Source organism: Pseudoxanthomonas sp. SGNA-20, assembly GCF_003931635.1.
GTDB lineage: Bacteria > Pseudomonadota > Gammaproteobacteria > Xanthomonadales > Xanthomonadaceae > Pseudoxanthomonas.
In genome coordinates this window covers 950,335-974,224 of record NZ_RRYK01000001.1, presented here as the reverse complement: position 1 = coordinate 974,224, position 23,890 = coordinate 950,335, and the positions used below count along the sequence as shown (strand labels likewise).

Here is a 23,890-nt window from a genome sequence, read left to right as displayed (position 1 = left end):
GCGGGAGGCGCGATTCTGCCGCATCCGGTGGCGGCGGCGAAGTGGCGCCGGGCGGTGGGCACGCGCGTGGGATAATCCCCGCATGACTTCCAGCCCCTGCAACATCGCCGCGGCGCTGCCGCGGCTGGCCGCCGAGCGTCCCGACCAGCCCGCGATCCGCTGCCCCGGCAAGCGCGCCTCCGGCCGCGGCCTGGCCCGCTACGACGTGGTCCTCGACTACCGCACCCTGGACACCCGCAGCGATGCGCTCGCCGCCGGCCTGGCCGCGCACGGCATCGGCCGCGGCGTGCGCACGGTGGTGATGGTGCGGCCCTCGCCGGAGTTCTTCCTGGTGATGTTCGCCCTGTTCAAGGCCGGGGCGGTGCCGGTGCTGGTGGACCCGGGCATCGACCGCCGCGCGCTGAAGCAGTGCCTGGACGAGGCCCGCGCCGAGGCCTTCATCGGCATCCCGCTGGCGCACGTGGCCCGGCGCCTGCTGGGCTGGGCGCCGTCGGCGAGGAAGCTGGTCACGGTGGGCACCCGCATGGGCTGGGGCGGGACCACCCTGGCCGCGGTCGAGCGCGCCGGCCAGGGTGCCGGCCCGCAGCTGGCCGACACCGCTCCGGACGAGGTCGCCGCGATCCTGTTCACCAGCGGCTCCACCGGCGTGCCCAAGGGCGTGGTCTACCGCCACCGCCACTTCGTCGCCCAGATCGCGCTGATGCGCGAGGCCTTCGGCATCGAGCCCGGTGGCGTGGACCTGCCGACCTTCCCGCCGTTCGCCCTGTTCGATCCGGCCCTGGGCCTGACCTCGGTGATCCCGGACATGGATCCGACCCGCCCGGCCGAGGCCGACCCGCGCCGCCTGCACGATGCGATCGCGCGCTTCGGCGTGACCCAGCTGTTCGGTTCGCCGGCGCTGATGCGGGTGCTGGCCGACCATGGTGCGCCGTTGCCCACCGTGCGCCGCGCCACTTCCGCCGGCGCGCCGGTGCCGCCGGAGGTGGTGGAGAAGATCCGCGCGCTGCTGCCGGCCGATGCGCAGTTCTGGACGCCCTACGGCGCCACCGAGTGCCTGCCGGTGGCGGTGATCGAGGGCCGCGAGCTTCAGGAAACCCGCGCCGCCACCGAGGCCGGCGCCGGCACCTGCGTGGGCCGCCCGGTGGCGCCCAACGAGGTGCGCATCATCGCCGTGGACGACGGCCCGATCGAAAGCTGGAGCCAGGCGCGCGTGCTGGGCGTGGGCGAAGTGGGCGAGATCACCGTCGCCGGCCCGACCGCCACCGACAGCTATTTCAACCGCGAGGCCGCCACCCGCGCGGCCAAGATCCGCGAGGCCCTGGCCGACGGCAGCACCCGCGTCGTGCACCGCATGGGCGACGTGGGCTATTTCGACGAACACGGCCGGCTGTGGTTCTGCGGGCGCAAGACCCAGCGCGTGGAGACCGAGCAGGGCCCGCTGTACACCGAGCAGGTCGAGCCGGTGTTCAACGTGCATCCGCGCGTGCGCCGCACCGCGCTGGTAGGCGTGGGCGCGCCCGGGGCGCAGGTTCCGGTGCTGTGCGTGGAACTGGCCCGCGGCGTGCGCGCCACCGAGTTCGAGCGCATCGCCGAGGAACTGCGCATGCTTGGCAGCCGTACCCCGCAGACCGCGCGCATCGGCCGCTTCCTGCGCCATCCCGCGTTCCCGGTCGACATCCGCCACAACGCCAAGATCGGACGCGAGAAGCTCGCCGCATGGGCGGCCCGGCAACTGGAGAAGGCCCGATGAAGGTGCTGGTGACCGGTGGCGGAGGCTTCCTCGGCCAGGCCCTGTGCCGCGCGCTGCTGGCGCGCGGCCATGCGGTGCACAGCTTCCAGCGCAGCCATTCGCCCGCGCTGCAGGCGATGGGCGTGGTCCAGCACCTTGGCGACCTGGCCGACGCGGCCGCGGTCGCGCGGGCGGTGGCGGGCATGGACGCGGTGCTGCACAACGCCGCCAAGGCCGGCGCCTGGGGCAGCTACGACAGCTACTACCAGGCCAACGTGGTCGGCACCCGCAACGTGATTGCCGCCTGCCGCGCCAATGGCGTGCAGCGGCTGGTCTACACCTCCACGCCCAGCGTCACCCATCGCGCCACCCATCCGGTGGAAGGCCTGGGCGCGGACGAAGTGCCCTACGGCGAGGATTTCCAGGCGCCGTACGCGGCGACCAAGGCCATCGCCGAGCAGGAGGCGCTGGCGGCCAACGGACCGGAGCTGGCGGTGGTCGCGCTGCGCCCGCGCCTGATCTGGGGCCCGGGCGATCCGCAGATCCTGCCGCGCCTGGTCGAACGCGCGCATGCCGGGCGCCTGCGCCTGGTCGGCGACGGCTCCAACCTGGTCGACACCACCTACATCGACAACGCCTCCCAGGCGCACCTGGACGCGCTGGACCGCCTGGCGCCGGATGCGGCCTGCGCCGGCAAGGCGTACTTCATCTCCAACGGCGAACCGCTGCCGATCCGCGAGGTGCTCAACCGCCTGCTGCAGGCCGCCGGTGCGCCGCCGGTCACGCGCAGCATTTCGTTCAAGACGGCGTACCGCATCGGTGCGGTGTGCGAGCGGCTGTGGCCGCTGCTGCGCCTGCGCAGCGAGCCGCCGATGACACGCTTCCTCGCCGAGCAGCTGGCCACCGCGCACTGGTACAGCATGGAGCCGGCGCGGCGCGACTTCGGCTACGTGCCAAGGGTCGGTTTTGACGAGGGAATCATCAGGCTGAAGGCCAGCTGGCAACAGGGCGCATCCGTCACCTGATCACGACCGGCGCTTGGGCAGCATGCCGCTCGACCGCCCCCCGCGGCGCCACCCCGAGGAATGCCCAGATGCTCCATTACGCCGTCGTGTTTTTCGTCATCGCCGTGATCGCCGCCCTGCTGGGTTTCAGCGGCATCGCCGGCGCCGCCACCAACATCGCCTGGATCCTGTTCGTCGTGTTCCTGATCCTGGGTGCGATCTCGCTGCTGCGCGGCAGGCGGGTCTAGTCCGCGCCGGCGCCCCTGGCGCCGCCGGAACCCCAGCACGGGCGTGGCCACTGGCTGCGCCCGTGTCGTATCCGGACCCCGGGTTTTCCGGTGCGGCGCCGCCGCGACCGCTAGAATGGCCGCATGCCAAGCCCCCTCGATGCCCTCAAGCCGCTGGCCGGACGCGCCCTGGAAGCGGCGCTCAACCGTGCCGCGGCGCTGGACCCGGATACCCTCGCCGCGCTGGCGCAGCTGGACGGTCGCAGCGTTTCCCTGACCCTGGAGCGCCCGGCGCTGGCGCTGGAAATCCGCGTGCATGACCGCTACCTGCAGGTCGGCCCGCCGCTGCGCGAGGCCGACCTGGCCGTGCGCGGAACCATCGGCGGCCTGCTCGGCCAGCTGCCGTTCCTGGCCGCCGCCGCGCGCGGCAAGCCCGCCGGGCGCCTGCACGTGTCCGGCGACGCCGACCTGGCACGGCGCCTGCAGAAGCTGGCCTCCGGCTTCGAACCGGACTGGCAGCAGCCGTTCGTGGAGCTGTTCGGCCCGGTGCTGGGCGTGCAGCTGGCCAATGCCGCGGCCGCGGCCCTGCGCGGCGCGCGCGGGCTGGCCGGCGGCCTGGCGCGTTCCGGTGCCGAATACCTGGTGGAGGAATCGCGCGACGTGGTCGGCCGCGCCGAGCTGGCCGCGTTCAACGACGAGGTCGATGCGGTCCGCGACGACGTCGAGCGCCTGGCCGCGCGCATCGCCCGCCTGCGCGTGCCCGGAGGCGCGCCATGAGGGCCGCGCTGCGCGCCTGGCGCATCGCCCGGGTGGTGCTGCGCTACCGGCTGGACGCGTTGCTGGAAGGCACCCCGGCCGAGCGCTGGCTGCGCCTGGCCAAGCCGTTCGTGCCGCGAGCGGCGGCCGACGTGGCCTCGCAGCCGCGCGGCATGCGCCTGCGCCTGGCGCTGCAGGAACTGGGACCGATCTTCGTCAAGTTCGGGCAGATCCTGTCCACCCGCCGCGACCTGCTGCCGGCGGACATCGCGGCGGAGCTGTCCCTGCTGCAGGACCAGGTGGCGCCGTTCGACGGCCAGGCGGCGCGGGCCATCGTCGAGCAGGCGCTGGGGCGGCCGGTGGAGGCCGCGTTCGCCGGCTTCGACACCCGCCCGCTGGCCTCGGCCTCGATCGCCCAGGTGCACGCGGCGCGCCTGCACGACGGCCGCGAGGTGGTGGTCAAGGTGCTGCGCCCGGGCATCGAGCGCCAGATCGACGCCGACCTCGCCCTGCTGCGCTCGCTGGCGGCGCTGGTCGACCGCGCCCATCCGCGGGCCGACCGCATCCGCCCGCAGGCGGTGGTGGCCGAGATCGAGTCCACCCTGGCCGCCGAGCTGGACCTGCAGCGCGAGGGCGCCAACGCCTCGGTGATGCGCCGCTTCTGGAAGGACTCGCCGGACCTGTACGTGCCGGAGGTGATCTGGTCGCACAGCGCGCAGCGGGCGCTGACCATGGAGCGGGTGCACGGCATCCCCTCCGACGACATCGCCGCGCTGGATGCCGCAGGCATCGACCGCAAGGTGCTGGCGGCCAAGGGCGTGCGGGTGTTCTACACCCAGGTGTTCCGCGACAACTTCTTCCACGCCGACGCGCACTCGGGGAACATCTGGGTCGATGGCGACCCGGCGCGGCGCCACGACCCACGCTTCATCGCCCTGGACTTCGGCATCGTCGGCCAGCTGTCGCCGCGCGACCAGTACTACCTGGCCGAGAACTTCATGGCGATCTTCCGCCAGGACTACCGCCGCATCGCCGAGTTGCACGTGGAGGCGGGCTGGATGCCGGCCACGGTGCGGATCGAGGAACTGGAGGCGGCGGCGCGCGCGGTGTGCGAGCCGTACTTCACCCGGCCACTGAGCGAGGTCTCGCTGGCCGAGGTGCTGGCCAAGCTGTTCCGCACCGCGCAGCGCTACGAACTGACCCTGCAGCCGCAGCTGATCCTGCTGCAGAAGACCCTGCTCAACATCGAGGGCGTGGGCCGGCAGCTGGATCCGCAGCTGGACATCTGGGCGGTGGCCAGCCCGGTGCTTGGGAAGATCCTGCGCGAGCGCTACAGCCCGCGCCGGTTGCTGCGCGAGTTCCGCCAGCGCGCCCCGGAGCTGATGACCCGCGCACCGGAGATGCCGCGCCTGCTGCACGAGTGGCTGGAGCAGCAGGTGCAGGGCCGGCACCGGATGGGCATCCACTCGCCCGACCTGGCCGGGATCGAGCACACCCTGCGGGTGATGCAGCGGCGGGCGGTGGCGGCGATCCTGGGCGTGGGCCTGCTGCTGGTGGCGGCGGTGCTGTACGCGCTGGAGGCCGGCGGTCCGCGCCTGGCCGGGGTGCCGCTGTCGGCCTGGGTCGCCGGAATCGGCGGGTTGTGGGCGGTGCTGGCGGCCTTGCCGCGACGCTGACCCCCGCGCAGCCGCAAGCAACGAACGGGCCCGCCTCGCGCGGGCCCGTTCGCCGCTGCGCCCGCCGCGCCTGGCGGCGGGCTTGCCGGGGCTAGTCGGCCATGGCCGGCGCGGCCGGGGCGGCGGCGCCGGAGCCGGCGCGGGCCACCGCGTCGAAGTCGCCGGCGGCGACCACGCTCAGCTTGCCCGGGGCCAGGTGGCGGGCGATGGCGGCGTTGACCTGGGCCGTGGTCAGCCTGCGGTAGGCCTCGTCCAGTTCCGCGGTGAAGGCCATGGTGCGGCCGAAGTACAGCTGGTCCTGGAGCATGCCCGCCACGTTCTGGTCGTCCGCGCGCGCCTGCGCGCGCTCGGTGAGCAGGCCGGACACCGCATCCTGCAGTTCCGCCTCGGTGATGCCCTCGGCCACCAGCCGCTGCAGTTCCTCGCGCATGGCCACCTCGACCCGGGCCAGGTTCTGCGGCGCGGCGATGGCCTGGATCAGCAGGTTGCCGGCATCGTCCACGCCGTCGGCGCTGTCGTCGGCATGCAACGAGCTGCTGACCCCGTAGCTGAGGCCGTCCCTCTGGCGGATGCGGTCGCCCAGGCGCGACTTGAGCGCGCCGCCGCCGAGGATGCGGTTGGCCACCACCAGCGCCGGGTAGTCCGGGTCGGTGACCCGCAGGGCCACGTTCTGCCGCGCCAGCAGCACCGCGTTGGCCTTGTCCGGGGTCGGCAGCTGCCGCTGCAGCGGCGCGACCTCGGCATGCCGGGTGGCGATCGGCTGGTACGGATGCGGACTGCGCCAGCCGGCGAACAGGCGTTCCAGCTGCGCGCGCACCGCCTCCGGGTCGAAGTCGCCGACGATCGCGATCTCGCCCTGCGCGGTGCCGTAGAAGTCGCGGTGGAACGCCACCACCTCCTCGCGCCGGAGCGCACGCACCGCGGCCAGGGTTTCATCCAGGCTCTGCGCGTGCAGCGGATGCCCTTCCGGCCACGGATCGAAGTGCAGCGCCAGCGCCCGCTGCGCCACCGCGCCCGGCTCGCCGCGCGAGGCCTCCAGCCCGGTGATGGCCTGCAGCCGCAGCTGCTCGAACTCGTCCTCGGGGAAGGTCGGCTCGCGCAGCAGGGTGGCCAGCAGTTCCAGGGTCTCGCCGAGCCGCTCGCGGCGGCCGATCAGCGACAGCTGTGCACCCTGCAGCCCGCCGGCCACCTGGGCCCGGGCCTGCAGCTCCTCCAGCCTGCGGTCGATGGCCTCGCGGTCCAGCCCGCGCGCGCCACGCATCAGCATCGCCCCGGCCAGGCCGGCGGCATGCTGGCGCCCGGCCAGCGACTGCGCGTCGCCGAAGCGGAAGTAGCCGTCGACCACCACGGTGCCGCCGCGGGTGCGCTTGGGCAGCAGCGCCACCCGGAGCCCGTCGCCGAGGGTGAAGCGCTGGGTGCGGGCCTCGATGTTCTGCGGCGTGGGATCGAAGTGCTCGCCGGCGTCCAGCGCCTGGCGCCCGGTGTAACCGGCCACCACCTCGGCCGCGGCCGGGGCCGCCGGCACCTGTACCCGCTGCGGTTCGTCGGTGGGCACGAAGCGGCCCAGGGTGCGGTTGTCGCGGCGCAGGTAGGCGGCGGCGACGCGGTTGACGTCGGCGGCGGTCACCGCGGCGATCGCGTCGCGGCTGGTGAACAGCAGGCGCCAGTCGCCGGCGGCGACGAACTCCGACAAGCCCATGCCCACCGCGTTGACGTCGGTGAAGTACAGGTCGTAGGCATTGGCCACCCGCTGCCGGGCCTGCTCGACCTCGGCCTCGGTCACCGGGTTGCGCGCCAGTTCCTCCAGCTGCGCCAGCAGCACCTGCTCGGCGCGCTCGCCGTCGCCGTCGCGCGGCTGCACCACCACCGCGCTGAACAGGCCCGGCTCGGCCAGGCCGTCGGCACCGGCACCGACGCCGGCGGCGATCCGCGGCTCGACCAGGGCCTTGTGCAGGCGCCCGCCGGGGGTGTGGCCCAGGACCTGCGCCAGCACCACCAGCGCGGCGTTGTCGGCATGGGTGCGGGCCGGGATGTGGTAGCTGGCCATGGCGATGCGCAAGTCGCCGGTGCGGCGCACGGTGACCTCGCGCTCGCCGTCCTGCGGCGGCTCCACCGTGGCCCGCCGCGGCAGCGGCGTGGCCGGCGCGGGCAGCTTGCCGAACGTGGCCTGCACCTTGCGCAGCACATCCGCCGGGTCGATCCGGCCGGCGACCACCAGGGTGGCGTTGTCCGGGCGGTACCAGGTCCGGTAGAAGGCGCGCAGCTGGCCGATGTCGGCCGCCTCCACGTCCGAGCGCGCGCCCACGGTGGCCTGGCCATAGCCATGCCACTGGTAGGCGGCCGCGCGCACGCGCTGCACCAGCACGCCGCTGGGGTTGTTCTCGCCGGCCTCCAGCTCGTTGCGCACCACCGTCATCTCGCTGTCCAGGTCGGCGCGTTCCAGGCGCGCGTTGACCATGCGGTCGGCTTCCATCGCCAGCACCCAGTCGAGGTTGTCGCCGCCGGCGGGGAAGGAGGCGAAGTAGTTGGTGCGGTCCTGCCCGGTGGTGGCGTTGTAGCGGATGCCGCGGCGCTTCATCTCGCCGCTGATGTCGCGGTGCGCGGGCGTGCCCTTGAACAGCAGGTGCTCGAGCAGGTGCGCGGCGCCGGTCTGGCCGTAGGTCTCGTGCACCGAGCCGACCCCGTAGGTCAGGTTGACCGTGACCGTGGGTTTGGTCGGGTCGGGGAACAGCAGCACGCGCAGGCCGTTGCCCAGGGTGTATTCGCTGATGCCCTCGATGGAGGGACCGGCGCTGACGCCGCGCGGCAGGGCGGGCGCGGCGGCGCCGGCGCCCCAGGCGGGCGCCAGCAGGGCGACGGCGAGGGTCAGGGCGAGTGCATGTCTTCCGGGGATCATCCTTGGTCTCCAGTTGCTGCGGCCTCATGGCCGGCGCCGAGTTTCCCAGAATGCGGCGGCGCGGGCTTGAAGCGTCCCTGAAGCCGCGCCGGCACGGCCGCATGGGCCGCCCGGGCCCGGCGCGCCCTTGCCGCGCCCGCCTTCGTAATCGCCGCCGCGCCCGCGGATAATGCGCGGGTGAACGACATTCCCGGATCCCTCGCCGTCCTCCACGCCGACGACTGCCTGGCGGTGGTGGACAAGCCCGCCGGGCTGATGGTGCACGACAGCCCGCTGGCGGCGGACGAGACCGACTTCGCCGCCGACCGCCTGCGCGCCCAGTTCGGCCGGCCCGTGTACCTGGTCCACCGCCTGGACCGCGCCACCAGCGGCTGCCTGCTGCTGGCCTTCGACCGCGACACCGCCTCGGCCCTGGGCCGGTCGGTGATGGCCCAGCAGCTGGACAAGCGCTACCTGGCGGTGTGCCGCGGCTGGCCGGAGGAGGCGTTCGAGATCGACCATCCGCTGGACGGCGGGCCCGGCAAGCCGCAGAAGAAACCGGCGCTGACCCGCTTCCGGCGGCTGGCCTGCGGCGAGCTGGACGAGCCCTCGGCCGGCTTCCCGACCTCGCGCTACGCCCTGCTGGAATGCGCGCCGGTGACCGGCCGCTTCCGCCAGATCCGGCGCCACCTCAAGCACGCCTCGCACCACCTCATCGGCGACACCAGCCACGGCGACGGCCGCCACAACCGCATCTTCCGCATGCGCGGGGTGCACCGCATGCTGCTGCATGCGTGGAAGCTGGGCTTCCCGCACCCGCGCGGCGGCGCCCGGGTGGAGGTGGTGGCGCCGCCCTCGGGCGAGTTCATCAGGGCGATGGCGCTGTTCGGCTGGAGCCTGCCGGAACACACCGGGGCGGCCGGCTGAGCACGCCGCGGCGCGCCGCCCGCTTACAATCCGGCCATGCCCGTCGACGCGCTCAGCATCAGCCCCGGCCTGGCGATCCCGGAGTCGGAGATCGTCGAGCGCTTCGTGCGCGCCAGTGGCGCCGGCGGGCAGAACGTCAACAAGGTTTCCAGCGCCGTCGAGCTGCGGTTCGACGTCGCCGGCTCGCCGTCGCTGCCCGAGGCGCTGCGTGCGCGCCTGCTGGCGCGGCGCGACCGGCGGCTGACCGACGACGGCGTGCTGGTGATCGACGCGCAGCGCTTCCGCACCCAGGAGCGCAACCGCCAGGATGCGCGCGAGCGCCTGGCGGCGTTCATTGCCGCCGGCCTGGCGGTGCCAAAGCGGCGCATCGCGACCCGCCCCACCCGCGCCTCGCAGCAGCGGCGCCTGGAGGGCAAGCGCGAGCGCAGCCAGATCAAGCGCGGGCGCTCGCGCCGCGACTGGGAGTGAGAATGTCCGAGGCTTCACCCCTGCTGCCGGCGATGCCGGCGCGGGTTCCGCAGACCCCCGAGCGCGGCATGGGCCGCTTCACCTGCTGGCTGGGCCGCAGCGTGCTGCGCCTGGGCGGCTGGCGCGTGGTCGGGCAGATCCCGCCGGTCGGCCGGCTGGTGGTGATCGCCGCGCCGCACTCGTCCAACTGGGACGGGATCTGGGGCATGGCCGCCAAGCTGGCCCTGGGCGTGGACATCCGGGTGCTGGCGAAGGCCCAGCTGTTCTGGTGGCCGCTGTCGATCGTGCTGCGCCGGCTGGGCGTGATCCCGGTGGACCGCAGCAACCCGCATGGCATCGTCGACCAGGCCATCGACCTGGTGCGCGCCAGCGAGCGGATGTGGTTCGTGGTCGCCCCGGAAGGCACGCGCAAGCCGGTCAAGGAGTGGAAGCGCGGCTTCTGGAAGATCGCCCACGGTGCCGGCGTGCCGGTGCTGATGACCTACTTCCACTACCCGGAGCGGATCATCGGCTTCGGCCCGCTGTTCCACACCACCGGCGACATGGAGGCCGACATGGCCGCGGTGCGCCAGTGGTACCGGCCGTGGATGGGCCGCAACCGCGGCACTGCCTGAGGGTCGCCCATGGGCGTGGCGCTGGTCTGGTTCCGTGACGATCTCAGGCTGGACGACCACCCCGCCCTGCGCGCCGCGCTGGAGCGCGGCCTGGTGCCGGTGCCGGTGTACATCCACGCCCCGGACGAGGAGGGCGACTGGGCGCCGGGCGCCGCTTCCAACGCCTGGCGCCGGCGCTCGCTGGCGGCGCTGGCGGCCGAACTGCGGCGCCGCGGCTCGCGCCTGCTGATGCTGCACGGGCCCAGCCTGGGCACGCTGCAGGCGCTGGCGGCGCTGACCGGGGCCGAGGCGGTGCTGTGGTGCCGCCGCTACGAGCCGCGGATCGAGGCCCGCGACACCCGGATCAAGCGGCAGCTGCGCCAGGCCGGGCTGCATGCGGAAAGCTTCAACGGCTCGCTGCTGTTCGAACCGTGGGAGATCGAGACCAGGCAGGGCGACCCGTACCGGGTGTTCACCCCGTTCTGGAAAGCGGCGCGTGCGCACTGGCGCCTGCGCCCGTTGTGGCAGGCGCCGGAGCGCTTGCCCTCGCCGGACCTGGCCGGCGCGCCGGAAGGCCGGCACCTGGACGCGATCATCCCCGAGACCCGCCCGGACTGGGACGCCGGTTTCTGGGAGCAGGCCACCCCCGGCGAGGCCGGGGCGCAGGCGCGGCTGCAGCGGTTCCTGGCCGCGGGCCTGGCCGGTTACGCGCAGGCCCGCGACCAGGTCGCGGCCGACGGCACTTCGCGCCTGTCGGCGCACCTGCACTTCGGCGAGATCTCGGTCCAGCGCGTGGCCGCCGCGGTGCAGGCGGCGGAGGTGGCCGAGGCCGACCGCGAACGCTTCCTGGCCGAGCTGGGCTGGCGCGAGTTCGCCCACCACGTCATGCACCACTACCCGCACGTGGTCGACCAGGACCTCGACCCGCGCATGGCCGGGTTCCGCTGGGCGCGGCCGTTGCGCGCCACCCTCGATGCCTGGGAGCGCGGCCGCACCGGCGTGCCCATCGTCGATGCCGGCATGCGCCAGCTGTGGCACACCGGCTGGATGCACAACCGGGTGCGCATGGTCGTGGCCAGCTGGCTGGCCAAGCACCTGCGCATCCACTGGCGGCACGGCGCGCGCTGGTTCTGGGACACCCTGGTCGACGCCGACCTGGCCAACAACACCCAGGGCTGGCAGTGGGTGGCCGGCACCGGCGCCGACGCCGACGCAGCGCCGTACTTCCGTGTGTTCAACCCGGTCAGCCAGGCGCAGAAGTTCGATCCGCAGGGCGAGTACATCGCGCGCTGGGTGCCGGAGCTGGCGCCGCTGCCGCTGCCGGCGCGGTTCGCACCGTGGCAGCACCCGGAGCTGCTGCGCAGGGTCGCGCCTCGCTATCCGCGGCGGCCACAGGTGGACCTGGCCGCGGGCAGGGCGGCGGCGCTGGAGGCGTTCGCGGCGTTGCGGGCCGGCCGGGAAGGCTGATGTGCGGCGCTTGCCGGCGCGATAGGATCGGCATCGCGCCGGGGGGGGGGGGGGAACATGGCCGGGACCGGCCATGGCGCGACAACCCACATGCAACGGACAGGAAGCCATCCATGCACTCGATCCGCCGCATCCGCATCACCGCCGCCGAGACGTTCGCCGCATGCGCGTTCGTGGTCGCCGGCCTGGCCTGGTCCCCGCTGCTGCTTGCCGGGGCATGGGCGACCTATGGGTTGGTCCTGGCGCGGCACAACCGCCTCCTCGGCGGCGCCGGGCTGGCCTGCACGGCGGCCTTCCTGCTGTTCGTTGCCGGCTACGGCATCGGCAAGGACCTGGCGATGCGCGACCGGCAGGTGGAAGCCGCCCAGGTCCGCTGAGCCAAGTCCGGAGGGGCGACGATGCCGGAGGAAGCCATCGGGGGCCTGCTGGGCTGGACCGTCCGCGTCGTCGGCTACGTCCTGGTCGACGTGGTGCTGGAAATCCTGGTGAAGGGCATGGGCTATGCGCTGCTGCGCGGCCTCGGCGTGCGCACCCACCCGGAAAGTGCGTGGTGCGCGGTGGTGGGCCTGGCGTTCTGGTTCCTGTGCATGGCCGCGGCCGTGGCCATCTGGCGGCATACGCACCCGGCCTGATCCATCCCCTCCTCCTGGCCAGGCTGCCGGCCCGTAGGCGGATGCTCAGCGTTCGGAATGTCCGCTCTGGTCGTACTCGCGCGGCGCAAGCAGGTCCGGGCGGATCAGGGCCACGAACGCACGCGCCTGCGGCGACAGCACCCGGCCCTTGCGCACCACCACCCCATAGCTGCGTGCCGGGAAGAACGCCGCCAGCGAGCGCGAGCCCAGGCGGGCCTCGTCGCCCTCGGCCAGGCATACCGAGGGGATGATCGACACGCCCAGGCCCATGGCCACGTACTGCTTGATCACGTCCCAGCCGCTGACCTCAAGCGCCACCGTGTACGGCACCCGGTTCTGCTGCAGCACCAGGTCGACCAGGCGCCAGGTGACCTGGCGCTGCGGCGGCAGGATCAGCGGGTATTCGGCCAGGTCGGCCAGTTCCAGCCGCGGCTTGCGCAGCAGCGGGTGCCCGGGCGGCGCGATCAGCCGCTGCTCGAAGCGGTGCGCGGCCTCGTAGCTGAGGTCGGCCGGCACGTCGAGCAAAGTGCCGACCACCAGGTCCACCGCGTCCTCGCGCAGCAGCTCGGTGCCCTCGCTGGTGACCACGTTGTGCAGCACCAGGTGCACGTCCGGGTGCTGCTGGCGGAAGGCGGCGACGATCTTCGGCAGCAGGTAGAGGATGGTCGAGCTGTTGGCCGCGATCCGCAGCTCGCCGGCATCCAACCCGCGCACCCGCTCGCGGAAGGCGTTCTCCAGGCCGTCCAGCTGCTCGACCAGGGGCTGGGCCATCTCGTACAGCAGCTCGCCCTCGCGGGTGGGCACCAGGCGGCGCCCGGAACGCTCCAGCAGCGGCATCCCCAGGTCGCGCTCCAGCGCCTGCAGCTGCAGGGTGATGGCCGGCTGGGACACGAAAAGCGCCTCCGCCGCCCTCGATACCGAGCCCAGCCGCACCGTCTGGCAGAACGCGCGCAGCGGCTTGAGACGGTCGGATTTGTAGGAAAAACGAGGACTTGCAGCGGCACTCACGGCAGCCTCACGGTGGCTATAAGCCTGGCTAATGAACTACATTGACAAAACTGCTTTGTCAAATACCTGGCCAAGCAAGCAGCGTGGACGCCCGACCGATGCAGGAGCACCGTCATGTCCGCGACCGCTGAATCCGCCATTCCCGCTTCGAATCCGGGCCGGCGCCCGGGGCCGGCCGCCGTTCCCAAGGGTGCGGCCGGGCTTTCGCTGACCGAGCGGGTCGCCGGGCAGGAACAGCTGCTGCCGGCGCCGCTGCTGGGGCTGCTGGTGTCGCTGCACCGCACGATCGAGCCGGAACGCCGCGCCCTGCTGGCCGCCCGCCGCGAGCGCCAGGCGTTCTTCGACGCCGGCGGCCTGCCCGATTTCCGCGCCGACACCCGCCACATCCGCGAGGGCGACTGGAAGGTCGCGCCGATCCCGGCCGCGCTGCAGGACCGCCGCGTGGAGATCACCGGCCCGGTGGACCCGAAGATGGTGATCAACGCGCTGAACTCCGGCGCCCACTGCTACATGGCCGACTTCGAGGACTCCACCTCGCCGACCTGGCGCAACCTGCTGGCTGGCCAGCGCGCCCTGGCCGCGGCGGTGGATGGCTCGCTGAGCTTCCAGGCCGGCAACGGCAAGCAGTACCGCCTGCGCCCGTACGAGGAGCGCGCGGTGCTGATCGTGCGCCCGCGCGGCTGGCACCTGGACGAGAAGCACGTGCGCGTGGACGGCGAGCCGATCGCCGGCGGCCTGTTCGACATGGCCGTGTTCGCCTTCCACAACGCGCGCACGCTGATGGCCAACGACCGCGGCCCGTACTTCTACCTGCCCAAGCTGCAGTCGATGGAGGAGGCGGCGCTGTGGGAAGCCGCGCTGTCGCACGTGGAGGCCTTCCTGGGCCTGCCGCACGGGCAGATGAAGGCCACCGTCCTGATCGAGACCCTGCCGGCGGTGTTCGAGATGGACGAGATCCTGCACGCGCTGCGCGACCGCATCGTCGGCCTGAACTGCGGGCGCTGGGACTACATCTTCTCCTACCTGAAGACGTTCCGCGCCCACCCGGACAAGGTCCTGCCCGAGCGCGGCCAGGTGACCATGACCCAGCCGTTCCTGAAGGCGTATTCGGAGCTGCTGATCCGCACCTGCCACCGCCGCGGCGCGCACGCCATGGGCGGCATGGCCGCGCAGATCCCCAACGCCTCCGACCCGGTGGCCAACGAGCAGGCCCTGGCGCGGGTGCGCGCGGACAAGCTGCGCGAGGTCACCGCCGGCCACGACGGCACCTGGGTGGCGCATCCGGCGCTGATCCCGGTGGCGCGCGAGGTGTTCGACGCGCACATGCCCACGCCCAACCAGCACCACGTGCTGCGCGAGGACGTGCAGGTCACCCGCGACGACCTGATCCGCCCGTGCGAGGGCACGATCACCCGCGAGGGCTTCGAGAACAACATCGAGGTCTGCGTGCGCTACCTGGCCGCCTGGCTGGACGGCAACGGCTGCGTGCCGATCCACGGGATGATGGAGGACGCGGCCACCGCCGAGATCGCCCGCGCCCAGCTGTGGCAGTGGCTGCACCACTCCGACCCGCGCGGCCGCCACGCCGACGGCAGCCCGGTGCACCTGGCCGACGGCACCGTCATCGACTTCGCCCTGTTCGAACGCACCCTGGCCGCGCTGCCCGGGCGCCTGGGGGACACCGCCAACCTGCCGGGTGGCCGCCGCATCGCCGAGGCCACCGCCCTGCTCGACGAGCTGACCCGCGCCTGCCAGCTGGTCGAGTTCCTGACCCTGCCGGCCTACGCCCGCATCGACTGACCCACGCCCGCGTCCCGGCCCAGGCCGGGACCCGGGACCTTCCACCACGGACCCATCGAGGCCACCGCGTCCGGCCCGCCGGAACGACGGCAGGACCCCTCGAGCGCAAGAAGCCCACCGCCACGGAGAAGCACCATGAGCACGCTGAAGACCGCCGAGCAGATCCAGCACGAATGGAACACCGACCCGCGCTGGGCCGGCATCACCCGCAACTACACCGCCGAGGACGTGGTGCGCCTGCGCGGCACCATCCCGGTGGAGCACTCCATCGCCCGCATCACTTCCGAGAAGCTGTGGCGCTACCTGCACGAGATGGACTTCGTCAACGCGCTGGGCGCGCTGACCGGCAACCAGGCCATGCAGCAGGTCAAGGCGGGGCTCAAGGCGATCTACCTGAGCGGCTGGCAGGTGGCGGCGGACGCCAACCTCGCCGGGCAGATGTATCCCGACCAGTCGCTGTACCCGGCCGACTCGGTGCCGGCGGTGGTCAAGCGCATCAACAACACCCTGCTGCGCGCCGACCAGTTGCACCACGCCGAGGGCAACGACAGCATCGACTTCCTGCAGCCGATCGTGGCCGACGCCGAGGCCGGCTTCGGCGGCGTGCTCAACGCCTTCGAGCTGATGAAGGCGATGATCGAGGCCGGCGCCGCCGGCGTGCACTTCGAGGACCAGCTGGCCTCGGTGAAGAAGTGCGGGCACATGGGCGGCAAGGTGCTGGTGCCGACCCGCGAGGCGGTGGAGAAGCTCAACGCCGCGCGCCTGGCCGCCGACGTGATGGGCGTGCCGACCATCCTGATCGCGCGCACCGACGCCGAGGCCGCCGACCTGCTGACCTCGGACATCGACGAGAACGACAGGCCGTTCTGCACCGGCGAGCGCACCGTCGAGGGCTTCTTCCGCACCCGCAACGGCCTGGACCAGGCCATCGCCCGCGGCCTGGCCTACGCCCCGTACGCCGACCTGATCTGGTGCGAGACCGGCAAGCCGGACCTGGAGTTCGCGCGCAAGTTCGCCGAGGCCATCCACGCCAGGTTCCCGGGCAAGCTGCTGGCCTACAACTGCTCGCCGAGCTTCAACTGGAAGAAGAACCTGGACGACGCCACGATCGCGAAGTTCCAGAAGGAAATCGCCAGCTACGGCTACAAGTTCCAGTTCATCACCCTGGCCGGCTTCCACGCCCTGAACTACTCGATGTTCAACCTGGCCTACGGCTACGCCCGCAACCAGATGAGCGCCTTCGTCGAGCTGCAGGAAGCCGAGTTCGCCGCCGCGGACAAGGGCTTCACCGCGGTCAAGCACCAGCGCGAGGTCGGCACCGGCTACTTCGACGCGGTCACCCAGGCGATCCAGCAGGGCCAGTCCTCGACCACCGCCCTGAAGGGTTCGACCGAGGAAGAGCAGTTCCAGGACCGCAACGCGGCCTGACGTCCAGGATGCCGGAGTGGCGGCGCTCCGGCACCGCCCCCGGCTGCACGGGTTTGGTGGGTCGTGCAGCCGGGGGTTTCTTTTGTTCCCCCCGATGCGTGCGTACCGCGCAAGCTCCCCTTCCCGCGGGAGGCGAATTCACCAGGCAGGTCGATGCGGACGCCCCGGCTCCGGCGCAGCGCCACTGCGTGCCTGGAGGAATGCTGCGGATCGGGCCTCAGTCGCGCAGCAGCAGCGGTGCGCGGAAGCCGAGGGCCTCGGCCAGGTGGTCGCGGCCGATGCCCTCGCTGGCGTCGAGGTCGGCGATGGTGCGCGCCACCCGCAGCACCCGGTGCAGGCTGCGCGCGGTCAGCTGCAGGCGCTCGGCGGCCTGTTCGAGCAGGGCCTGCTCGCCTGCACCGAGGCGGCAGCACGCGGCCAGCCCGGCCGGATCCAGGCGCGCGTTGGGCCCGGTGCCGCGGGCCTGCTGGCGTTCGCGCGCCGCTTCCACCCGCGCCCGCACCGCGGCGCTGGATTCGCCCGGCGGCGCATCGGCGCGCAGCTGCGCCGGCGGCAGCCGGGCCATGGCCAGGTGCAGGTCGATGCGGTCCAGCAGCGGACCGGACAGCCGGCCCCAGTAGCGCGCGACCATGTCCGGGGTGCAGCGGCAGCGCGCCGACGGGTCGCCGGCATAGCCGCAGGGACAGGGATTCATCGCCGCCACCAGCTGGAAGCGTGCGGGGAACTCGGCGCTGCGGCCGGCGCGGGAGACGGTGATGCGGCCGGATTCCAGCGGCTCGCGCAGCACCTCCAGCGCGGCGCGGCTCCATTCCGGCAGCTCGTCCAGGAACAGCACGCCGTTGTGCGCCAGCGAGATCTCGCCCGGGCGCGGCGGACTGCCGCCGCCGGCCAGGGCAACCGCGCTGGCGCCGTGGTGCGGGGCGCGCAGCGGGCGCTGGCGCCAGCGCGCCGGGTCCAGGCCATGGCCGCTGATCGAATGCACCGCGGCGGTTTCCAGGGCCTCGGCCTCGCTGGCTTCCGGCAGCAGTCCGGGCAGGCAGGAGGCCAGCAGGGTCTTGCCGCAGCCAGGCGGGCCGCTCATCAGCAGGTGGTGGCCGCCGGCGGCGGCGATCTCCAGCGCCCGCCGCGCCTGCAGTTGGCCGCGCACCGCGGCCAGGTCGGGCAGGGCGGGAGCTGCCGCAACGGGCGTGGCCGCGGCGCCGGCCTCGGTCGCGCGCGGCAGCCGCGCCTGGCCGCCCAGCCCGGCGCAGGTTTCCAGCAGGGTGCGCGCGACATAGGCCTCGGCCTGGCGTGCCAGCGCCGCTTCGGCCGCGCTGGCGGCCGGCACCACCAGGCGGCGGCCGTCGCGCGCGGCGGCCAGCACCGCCGGCAGCACGCCGTCCACCGCGCGCAGCTCGCCGGTCAGGCCCAGCTCGCCGAGGAACTCGCAGCCAGCCAGCGCGTCGCGGTCGATCTGGCCGCTGGCGGCGAGGATGCCCAGCGCGATCGGCAGGTCGAAGCGGCCGCCGTCCTTGGGCAGGTCGGCGGGGGCCAGGTTGATGGTGATGCGCCGCTGCGGGTACTCGAACTGCGCGCAGAGGATGGCCGCGCGCACCCGGTCGCGGGATTCGCGCACCGCCGCCGCCGGCAGGCCCACGATCTGGGTGGAGGGCAGGCCGCCGGAGAGGTGTACCTCGACCTGCACGGCCGGAGCCGCCACGCCCGCACGGGCGCGGCTGTGCACCAGGGCCAGGCCCATGGTGGATCAGTGGGCGGTGCCGCTTCCGCCGTCGCCGGCGGCCAGCCGGGCTTCCAGCTGCTCCACCGCCCGCTCCAGCTCGTGCAGCTTCTCGCGGGTGCGCAGCAGCACCGCGCGCTGGACGTCGAACTCCTCGCGGGTCACCAGGTCCAGGCGCGACAGCCCGGCCTGCAGCGCGGCGCGGAAGCTGGCCTGCAGCTCCTCGCGCGATTCGCGCAGGCCCGGCGGGACCAGCTCGCTCAGGCGGCGGGCAAGGTCGTCGATGTGGTTCAGGTCGATCATGGGTGCTCCTCCGGCGGGATGGGCAGTGTGCGCCGGCGACGGGGGGCACGGCAGTCGGCGGGGTTCGCGGCGCGGCGTGGGAAAACTCCGAGCCTGGCGCATTGGACAGGAGGCGGGTGCTGCTGGGCAAGCAGCGCGGCGCGGTATCCTGTGCGCCCCGTTATCCCATGTGGCGACCCGGAGACCAACGCATGAAGATGATCATGGCCGTGATCAAGCCGTTCAAGCTGGACGACGTGCGCGAGGCACTCGCCAGCCAGGGCATCGCGGGCATCACCGTCACCGAGGTCAAGGGCTTTGGCCGGCAGAAGGGCCACACCGAGCTCTACCGCGGCGCCGAGTACGTGGTCGACTTCCTGCCCAAGGTGAAGGTCGAGGTGGCGGTGACCGACGACCGCGTCGACGCGGTGGTGGAGGCGATCGTCAAGGCCGCGGCCACCGGCAAGATCGGCGACGGCAAGGTGTTCGTGTACGACCTGGGCCGGGTGGTGCGCATCCGCACCGGCGAGCTGGACGCCGACGCGCTCTGAGGCGCGCCGGCGATCCGGTCGGCGACTCAGCCGCCGAAGGTGGCCTTGAACCCGCGGTAGAAGCGCTTCCAGCCATCGCGCACGGCGGTGACCCAGCGCGGGTCGGCCAGCACCTGCGACACGAACTCGCCCGGCGCGCGGCCGGTCAAGCGCTGCTCGATCTTCAGCGCGTTGGCCAGGTCGCTGCGGCGCAGCTCGCGCACCACCGGGGCGTTGCGCATCCAGCGCGGCACGCGCAGGGCCGAGGCGAAGTCCAGCAGGACCACGCGGTCGCCGCTGACCATCACGTTGGCCGGGTGCAGGTCGTTGTGGGTGATGCCGTTGGCGTGCAGGTGCGCCACCGCGTCGCGCAGCTGGCGGAAGGTGTCCTCGCTGACCCGGCGCTGCGCGCCCAGCGGTTCGCCCGGCACGAACTCCATCGCCAGCGCCAACCCGCCGACGATGCCCAGCAGCATCGGCGCGTGCGCCCAGCCGCGCAGGCGGCCCAGCGCGCGCGCCTCGCGCCGCACCAGCAGCCGCGCCAGCGGCGCCAGCGGGGTGCGGCGGTAGCGGCTGTAATCCTTGACCACGGCCACGCGGCCCTTGACCAGGGTGCGGTAGACGTCTGGCTCCAGCAGGCGGGTGCCTTCCTTGAGCAGCACGGGCGCCTCGAACTGCCGCCCGGCGATGCCTGCGGCATCGGCAAAGGTGTTCATGGATCTTCTTCTTCTTCGTGCCCGCGGGAAGGGGAAGGGGGAGCCGCGGGTGGGGGGTAACACCAGGCGCAAATATAAAACCGGCGCGTCTGGTAACTATGAATGTTAAGAAAAGGCTATGTTCCGTTCGCAGAACGGAGCCTTAAAAAGTTCAGGTTTCCCTGCCGCCAGCTGAACGGGTCAGCGCGTGGCGGCGCCGGCGGGGACATGGCCGCCGGGCCGGGTCCGGCTTACTCGCCCAGGGCCTGGGCCACGAACGGCGGGGCCACCAGCACGCCGCGGTGCAGGTGCGCGGTGTAGTAGCGGGTGCCGAAGCCCTTGGCTTCGGCGTCGGCCTCGCGGAAGCCGAAGCCCTGGCCCTTGCGCGCCAGGGTCACGCTCCACCAGCCGGTCGGGTAGCACGGCTGCGGGAACGGCAGGGTCTTGAAGGTCGAGAAGCCGGCCTTGCCCATCTCCGCGCGCATCGCCTTGATCAGCTCCAGCTGCGCCAGCGGCGATTCGGACTGCTGCACCAGGATGCCGTCCTCCTTCAGGGCGCGGAAGCAGCTGGCGTAGAAGTCCTTGTTGAACAGGCCCTCGGCCGGGCCGACCGGGTCGGTGGAGTCGACGATCACCACGTCCACGCTGCCGGCCGGGCAGTTGGCCATGTAGGCCACGCCGTCGTCGAACAGCAGCTCGGCGCGCGGGTCGGCGTTGGATTCGCATAGCTCCGGGAAGTGCTTCTCGGCCATGCGCGTGACCTGCTCGTCGATGTCGCACTGGGTCGCGCTCTCCACGCCCGGGTGCTTGAGCACCTCGCGCAGGGTGCCGCAGTCGCCGCCGCCGATGATCACCACGCGCTTCGGCGCGGCGTGGGTGAACAGCGCCGGGTGCGTGATCATCTCGTGGTACAGGAAGTTGTCGCGGCTGGTGAGCATCACCGCGCCGTCGATCAGCATCAGGTTGCCCCAGTCGGTCGTGCGGTAGACCTCGATCTTCTGGAAGCGGGACTGCACCTCGTCCAGCTTGGCCTCGACCCGGTAGCCGATGGCCGATCCGGTCGGCTCGAAACGCTCGATGTACCAGTTGTCCTGGGTGCTCATGGGCAGTCCTCGTGGGGAGCAGGGGGTGCCGCGGCGGCGGCCGGGAGGGCGGGGCGCCGCCGGGGGGCGGCGGCGAAGGGCGCGCATTGTAACGGAGCGCGGCGCACGTCGGCGCTAGAATGCGCGTCCTTTTCACCATCCGAGTCCTGCCCGATGAGCGACTGGTCCGCCGACCGCGCCCGCGCCACCTGGTCCATCCCGCACTGGTCCGGGGGCTATTTCGACGTGGCCGACGGCGCGATCCAGGTGCGGCCGCGCGGCGAGGGCGGCCCGGCGCTGCCGCTGCCGGAGCTGGTGGAGGCGGCGCGCGCGCGCGGCATGCAGCTGCCGCTGCTGCTGCGCTTCCCGGACATCCTCGGCGACCGCCTGGCGCAGCTGCAGTCGGCCTTCGCCCTGGCGATGGACGACGCCGGCTACGCCGGCGGCTACACCGCGGTGTACCCGATCAAGGTCAACCAGCACCGCGGCGTGGCCGGCACCCTGGCCTCGCACCACGGCGAGGGCTTCGGCCTGGAGGCCGGCAGCAAGCCGGAGCTGATGGCGGTGCTGGCGCTGTCGCGGCCCGGCGGGCTGGTGGTGTGCAACGGCTACAAGGACCGCGAGTACATCCGCCTGGCCCTGATCGGGCGCAAGCTGGGCCTGGAGACCTTCATCGTCATCGAGAAGCCCTCCGAGCTGCGGCTGGTGATGGAGGAGGCGCGCGCGCTGGGCGTGCAGCCGGGCCTGGGCGTGCGCATGCGCCTGGCCTCGCTGGGCGCCGGCAAGTGGCAGAACAGCGGCGGCGACAAGGCCAAGTTCGGCCTGTCCCCGCGCCAGCTGCTGGACCTGTGGAAGAACCTGCGCGACAGCGGCATGACCGATTGCCTGCAGCTGCTGCACTTCCACATGGGCTCGCAGATCTCCAATGTGCGCGACATCGCCAACGGCATGCGCGAGGCGGTGCGCTACTTCAGCGAGCTGTCGCGGCTGGGCGCCGGCATCCGCTACATGGACGTGGGCGGCGGCCTGGGCATCGACTACGAAGGCACCCGCTCGCGCAGCGAGTGCTCGATCAACTACGGCCTGCACCAGTACGCGGCCAACATCGTGCAGCCGCTGGCCGAGGCCTGCGCGGCGCAGGGCCTGGCCCCGCCGCGGATCGTCACCGAGTGCGGCCGCGCCATGACCGCGCACCACGCGGTGCTGGTGGCCGACACCATCGAGGTCGAGCAGGCGCCGGAAGGGCGCGTGCCGGACCCGCACGACGACGAGCCGGCGGCGATCCGCCACCTGCGCGAGCTGCATGCCGACCTCGACCGCCGCCCGCCGCTGGAGCTGTTCCACGAGGCCCAGCACTTCCATGCCGAAGGCCTGGCTGCCTACGCCCTGGGCCAGATCGACCTGCCGCAGCGCGCGCGCGTGGACGACCTGTTCTACGCCGTGCTCAACGGCGTGCGCGCGCGCCTGGACGGCAACGAGCGCAGCCACCGCCCGGTGCTGGACGAGCTCAACGACCGCCTGGTCGACAAGTACTTCGTCAACTTCAGCGTGTTCGAGTCGATCCCGGACGTGTGGGCGATCGACCAGGTATTCCCGATCGTGCCGATCGAGCGCCTGGACGAGGCGCCGACCCGCCGCGGCGTGGTCGCCGACATGACCTGTGACTCCGACGGCACGGTCAAGACCTACGTCGAGAACGGCGGCCTGGACACCTCGCTGCCGCTGCACCCGGTGCGCCGCGGCGAGCGCTACCGCCTCGGCTTCTTCCTGGTCGGTGCCTACCAGGAGATCCTCGGCGACATCCACAACCTGTTCGGCGATACCGACGCGGTCGAGGTGCGACTGGCCGAGGGCGGCGGCTACGAGCTGGCGCAACAGCGCCGCGGCGACACCACCGACGTGATGCTGGACTACGTGGGCTACCGCCTGGACGACCTGCGCGCGGCTTACGCGCAGCGGGTGCACGACGCCGGGCTGCCGCAGGAAGAGGCGCTGGCCATGGCCGCGGCGCTGGAGGCGGGGCTGACCGGCTACACCTACCTGACCGACTCGCCGTTCGAGTGACGGTGCCGGCGCGCGGCGGCGCGGCCGCCGCCGGCCGTCAGCCGCGGTGCACCTGGAAGCCGGCGAAGCTCTGCGTCACCGGCATGATCTCCAGCCGGTTGATGTTGAGGTGCGGCGGCAGGGTCGCCACGTAGTAGATCTGCTCGGCGATGTCCTCGGCGCTCATCGGGTGCGCGTCCTTGTACAGCGCGTCGGAGGCGGCCTGGTTGCCGTGGGTGCGGACCAGGGTGAACTCGGTCTCGGCCATGCCCGGCTCGATCGTGGTCACGCGCACGCCGGTGCCGTGCAGGTCGCTGCGCAGGTTCAGCGAGAACTGGCTGACGAAGGCCTTGGTGCCGCCGTAGACGTTGCCGCCCGGGTACGGGTACACGCCGGCGACCGAGCTGATGTTGATGACCGCGCCGCGGCGCTCGACCAGCTTCGGCAGCAGGCGGTGGGTGAGCGTGACCAGGGCGGTGATGTTGGTGTCGATCATCACCTTCCAGTCGTCCAGCGAGGCGTGGGTCGCCGGCGCGGTGCCCAGCGCCAGCCCGGCGTTGTTGACCAGCACGTCGATCCCGGCGAAGGCCTCCGGCAGCGCGGCCAGGGCGGCATCCATGGCGGCCGCGTCGCGCACGTCGAAGACCGCCGGGTGCACGTTGTCCGCGCCGAGCTCGGCGACCAGGGACTGCAGGCGGTCTGCGCGGCGGCCGGTGGCCACGACCTTCCAGCCGGCGGAGACGAAACGGCGCGCCGCCGCCAGGCCGAAGCCGGAGGTGGCGCCGGTGATGAACACGGTCTTGGACATCGTGGATTTCCTCGCGGGAGAAACCCGCCGATTCTCGCACCATCACGCGACGGTGGCCCACCGCATGCGAGGCCGGGCTTCGGCCTCCCTGGGCGCTGTGGGCATGGGCAGCACCCCCTGGGCCAGGGGGTGCGCGCCGGCGG

Annotated in this window: 22 protein-coding genes; 15 read left to right on the top strand and 7 right to left on the bottom strand. The window is 72.8% G+C overall.

Features of this window, described 5'->3' with window-relative positions:
• The first annotated feature begins 82 nt into the window (after positions 1-82).
• From oleC to ubiB, 5 genes are all read left to right on the top strand, one after another.
• Positions 83-1,750, top strand: coding sequence for an olefin beta-lactone synthetase (oleC, locus tag EIM48_RS04350; RefSeq protein ID WP_019399421.1), 1,668 nt, complete (start codon positions 83-85; stop codon positions 1,748-1,750).
• A complete protein-coding gene (oleD, locus tag EIM48_RS04345) occupies positions 1,747-2,754 on the top strand; it encodes a 2-alkyl-3-oxoalkanoate reductase (RefSeq protein WP_125111139.1) in 1,008 nt (335 codons plus the stop codon). Before oleC ends, oleD begins: the two co-directional genes overlap by 4 nt.
• 68 nt (positions 2,755-2,822) lie before the next feature.
• A complete protein-coding gene (locus EIM48_RS04340; RefSeq protein WP_019399423.1) occupies positions 2,823-2,981 on the top strand; it encodes a DUF1328 domain-containing protein in 159 nt (52 codons plus the stop codon).
• Between the two features lie 123 nt (positions 2,982-3,104).
• Positions 3,105-3,737 (top strand): SCP2 sterol-binding domain-containing protein, encoded by a 633-nt coding sequence (locus tag EIM48_RS04335; protein WP_028914369.1) that lies wholly within the window; start codon positions 3,105-3,107, stop codon positions 3,735-3,737.
• Positions 3,734-5,392, top strand: a complete 1,659-nt coding sequence (gene ubiB, locus EIM48_RS04330) for a ubiquinone biosynthesis regulatory protein kinase UbiB (RefSeq protein WP_125111138.1) — start codon at positions 3,734-3,736, stop codon at positions 5,390-5,392. The genes EIM48_RS04335 and ubiB overlap by 4 nt, the downstream gene beginning before the upstream one ends.
• Before the next feature lie 91 nt (positions 5,393-5,483).
• Here ubiB and EIM48_RS04325 read toward each other — a convergent pair whose 3' ends face one another.
• Positions 5,484-8,288 carry a pitrilysin family protein gene (locus tag EIM48_RS04325; protein ID WP_125111137.1) on the bottom strand — a complete coding sequence of 935 codons (2,805 nt, stop codon included), beginning with the start codon at positions 8,286-8,288 and terminating at the stop codon, positions 5,484-5,486.
• A gap of 177 nt (positions 8,289-8,465) precedes the next feature.
• Between EIM48_RS04325 and EIM48_RS04320 the strand changes: the two genes are divergently transcribed.
• From EIM48_RS04320 to EIM48_RS04295, 6 genes are all read left to right on the top strand, one after another.
• On the top strand, positions 8,466-9,194 hold the full coding sequence (locus tag EIM48_RS04320) for a pseudouridine synthase (protein ID WP_051403592.1): 729 nt from the start codon (positions 8,466-8,468) through the stop codon (positions 9,192-9,194).
• 36 nt (positions 9,195-9,230) lie between these two features.
• Positions 9,231-9,662, top strand: coding sequence for an alternative ribosome rescue aminoacyl-tRNA hydrolase ArfB (gene arfB, locus EIM48_RS04315; protein ID WP_019399428.1), 432 nt, complete (start codon positions 9,231-9,233; stop codon positions 9,660-9,662).
• Between the two features lie 2 nt (positions 9,663-9,664).
• A complete protein-coding gene (locus EIM48_RS04310; protein ID WP_125111136.1) occupies positions 9,665-10,276 on the top strand; it encodes a lysophospholipid acyltransferase family protein in 612 nt (203 codons plus the stop codon).
• A 9-nt stretch (positions 10,277-10,285) separates the two neighbouring features.
• Positions 10,286-11,722, top strand: a complete 1,437-nt coding sequence (locus EIM48_RS04305) for a deoxyribodipyrimidine photo-lyase (RefSeq protein WP_125111135.1) — start codon at positions 10,286-10,288, stop codon at positions 11,720-11,722.
• Positions 11,723-11,835: 113 nt separating this feature from the next.
• Positions 11,836-12,099 (top strand): hypothetical protein, encoded by a 264-nt coding sequence (locus EIM48_RS04300; RefSeq protein ID WP_019399431.1) that lies wholly within the window; start codon positions 11,836-11,838, stop codon positions 12,097-12,099.
• A gap of 21 nt (positions 12,100-12,120) precedes the next feature.
• Positions 12,121-12,354, top strand: coding sequence for a hypothetical protein (locus tag EIM48_RS04295; RefSeq protein WP_125111134.1), 234 nt, complete (start codon positions 12,121-12,123; stop codon positions 12,352-12,354).
• Between the two features lie 45 nt (positions 12,355-12,399).
• Here the strand turns inward: EIM48_RS04295 and EIM48_RS04290 are convergent, their stop codons facing one another.
• The gene (locus EIM48_RS04290) at positions 12,400-13,362 is read right to left on the bottom strand and encodes a LysR family transcriptional regulator (protein ID WP_026010694.1); all 963 of its coding nucleotides are present in this window, start codon (positions 13,360-13,362) and stop codon (positions 12,400-12,402) included.
• A gap of 114 nt (positions 13,363-13,476) precedes the next feature.
• On the opposite strand from EIM48_RS04290, the gene aceB reads away from it, so the two are divergent.
• The gene (gene aceB / locus EIM48_RS04285; RefSeq protein WP_233581624.1) at positions 13,477-15,162 is read left to right on the top strand and encodes a malate synthase A; all 1,686 of its coding nucleotides are present in this window, start codon (positions 13,477-13,479) and stop codon (positions 15,160-15,162) included.
• A gap of 135 nt (positions 15,163-15,297) precedes the next feature.
• Positions 15,298-16,590, top strand: coding sequence for an isocitrate lyase (aceA, locus tag EIM48_RS04280; RefSeq protein ID WP_028914375.1), 1,293 nt, complete (start codon positions 15,298-15,300; stop codon positions 16,588-16,590).
• Positions 16,591-16,807: 217 nt separating this feature from the next.
• Here aceA and EIM48_RS04275 read toward each other — a convergent pair whose 3' ends face one another.
• On the bottom strand, positions 16,808-18,328 hold the full coding sequence (locus EIM48_RS04275) for a YifB family Mg chelatase-like AAA ATPase (RefSeq protein ID WP_028914376.1): 1,521 nt from the start codon (positions 18,326-18,328) through the stop codon (positions 16,808-16,810).
• 6 nt (positions 18,329-18,334) lie between these two features.
• Positions 18,335-18,610: an accessory factor UbiK family protein gene (locus tag EIM48_RS04270; protein WP_019397618.1), complete on the bottom strand. Its 276-nt coding sequence runs from the start codon at positions 18,608-18,610 to the stop codon at positions 18,335-18,337.
• Between the two features lie 191 nt (positions 18,611-18,801).
• Here EIM48_RS04270 and EIM48_RS04265 point away from each other — a divergent pair, with 191 nt between their 5' ends.
• Positions 18,802-19,140, top strand: coding sequence for a P-II family nitrogen regulator (locus tag EIM48_RS04265; protein WP_019397619.1), 339 nt, complete (start codon positions 18,802-18,804; stop codon positions 19,138-19,140).
• A gap of 26 nt (positions 19,141-19,166) precedes the next feature.
• On the opposite strand, the gene EIM48_RS04260 is transcribed toward EIM48_RS04265, so the two are convergent.
• Together EIM48_RS04260 and speE are read right to left on the bottom strand one after the other, a co-directional pair.
• Positions 19,167-19,835: a phosphotransferase gene (locus tag EIM48_RS04260; protein ID WP_125111133.1), complete on the bottom strand. Its 669-nt coding sequence runs from the start codon at positions 19,833-19,835 to the stop codon at positions 19,167-19,169.
• 230 nt (positions 19,836-20,065) lie between these two features.
• The gene (speE, locus tag EIM48_RS04255) at positions 20,066-20,917 is read right to left on the bottom strand and encodes a polyamine aminopropyltransferase (RefSeq protein ID WP_019397621.1); all 852 of its coding nucleotides are present in this window, start codon (positions 20,915-20,917) and stop codon (positions 20,066-20,068) included.
• Positions 20,918-21,070: 153 nt separating this feature from the next.
• On the opposite strand from speE, the gene speA reads away from it, so the two are divergent.
• Positions 21,071-22,960 (top strand): arginine decarboxylase, encoded by a 1,890-nt coding sequence (speA, locus tag EIM48_RS04250; RefSeq protein WP_125109130.1) that lies wholly within the window; start codon positions 21,071-21,073, stop codon positions 22,958-22,960.
• A 37-nt stretch (positions 22,961-22,997) separates the two neighbouring features.
• Here speA and EIM48_RS04245 read toward each other — a convergent pair whose 3' ends face one another.
• Positions 22,998-23,747: an SDR family NAD(P)-dependent oxidoreductase gene (locus EIM48_RS04245; RefSeq protein WP_028914378.1), complete on the bottom strand. Its 750-nt coding sequence runs from the start codon at positions 23,745-23,747 to the stop codon at positions 22,998-23,000.
• Positions 23,748-23,890 lie beyond the last annotated feature (143 nt).

Coding starts and splice junctions, on each gene's coding strand:
- aceB (WP_233581624.1), top strand. CDS start 13,477: ATGTCCGCGACCGCTGAATCCGCCATTCCCGCTTCGAATCCGGGCCGG.
- EIM48_RS04270 (WP_019397618.1), bottom strand. CDS start 18,610: ATGATCGACCTGAACCACATCGACGACCTTGCCCGCCGCCTGAGCGAG.
- speE (WP_019397621.1), bottom strand. CDS start 20,917: ATGAGCACCCAGGACAACTGGTACATCGAGCGTTTCGAGCCGACCGGA.
- speA (WP_125109130.1), top strand. CDS start 21,071: ATGAGCGACTGGTCCGCCGACCGCGCCCGCGCCACCTGGTCCATCCCG.
- oleD (WP_125111139.1), top strand. CDS start 1,747: ATGAAGGTGCTGGTGACCGGTGGCGGAGGCTTCCTCGGCCAGGCCCTG.
- aceA (WP_028914375.1), top strand. CDS start 15,298: ATGAGCACGCTGAAGACCGCCGAGCAGATCCAGCACGAATGGAACACC.
- EIM48_RS04310 (WP_125111136.1), top strand. CDS start 9,665: ATGTCCGAGGCTTCACCCCTGCTGCCGGCGATGCCGGCGCGGGTTCCG.
- EIM48_RS04260 (WP_125111133.1), bottom strand. CDS start 19,835: ATGAACACCTTTGCCGATGCCGCAGGCATCGCCGGGCGGCAGTTCGAG.
- ubiB (WP_125111138.1), top strand. CDS start 3,734: ATGAGGGCCGCGCTGCGCGCCTGGCGCATCGCCCGGGTGGTGCTGCGC.
- EIM48_RS04300 (WP_019399431.1), top strand. CDS start 11,836: ATGCACTCGATCCGCCGCATCCGCATCACCGCCGCCGAGACGTTCGCC.
- arfB (WP_019399428.1), top strand. CDS start 9,231: ATGCCCGTCGACGCGCTCAGCATCAGCCCCGGCCTGGCGATCCCGGAG.
- EIM48_RS04305 (WP_125111135.1), top strand. CDS start 10,286: ATGGGCGTGGCGCTGGTCTGGTTCCGTGACGATCTCAGGCTGGACGAC.
- EIM48_RS04340 (WP_019399423.1), top strand. CDS start 2,823: ATGCTCCATTACGCCGTCGTGTTTTTCGTCATCGCCGTGATCGCCGCC.
- EIM48_RS04275 (WP_028914376.1), bottom strand. CDS start 18,328: ATGGGCCTGGCCCTGGTGCACAGCCGCGCCCGTGCGGGCGTGGCGGCT.
- EIM48_RS04265 (WP_019397619.1), top strand. CDS start 18,802: ATGAAGATGATCATGGCCGTGATCAAGCCGTTCAAGCTGGACGACGTG.
- EIM48_RS04335 (WP_028914369.1), top strand. CDS start 3,105: ATGCCAAGCCCCCTCGATGCCCTCAAGCCGCTGGCCGGACGCGCCCTG.
- EIM48_RS04245 (WP_028914378.1), bottom strand. CDS start 23,747: ATGTCCAAGACCGTGTTCATCACCGGCGCCACCTCCGGCTTCGGCCTG.
- EIM48_RS04295 (WP_125111134.1), top strand. CDS start 12,121: ATGCCGGAGGAAGCCATCGGGGGCCTGCTGGGCTGGACCGTCCGCGTC.
- EIM48_RS04325 (WP_125111137.1), bottom strand. CDS start 8,288: ATGATCCCCGGAAGACATGCACTCGCCCTGACCCTCGCCGTCGCCCTG.
- oleC (WP_019399421.1), top strand. CDS start 83: ATGACTTCCAGCCCCTGCAACATCGCCGCGGCGCTGCCGCGGCTGGCC.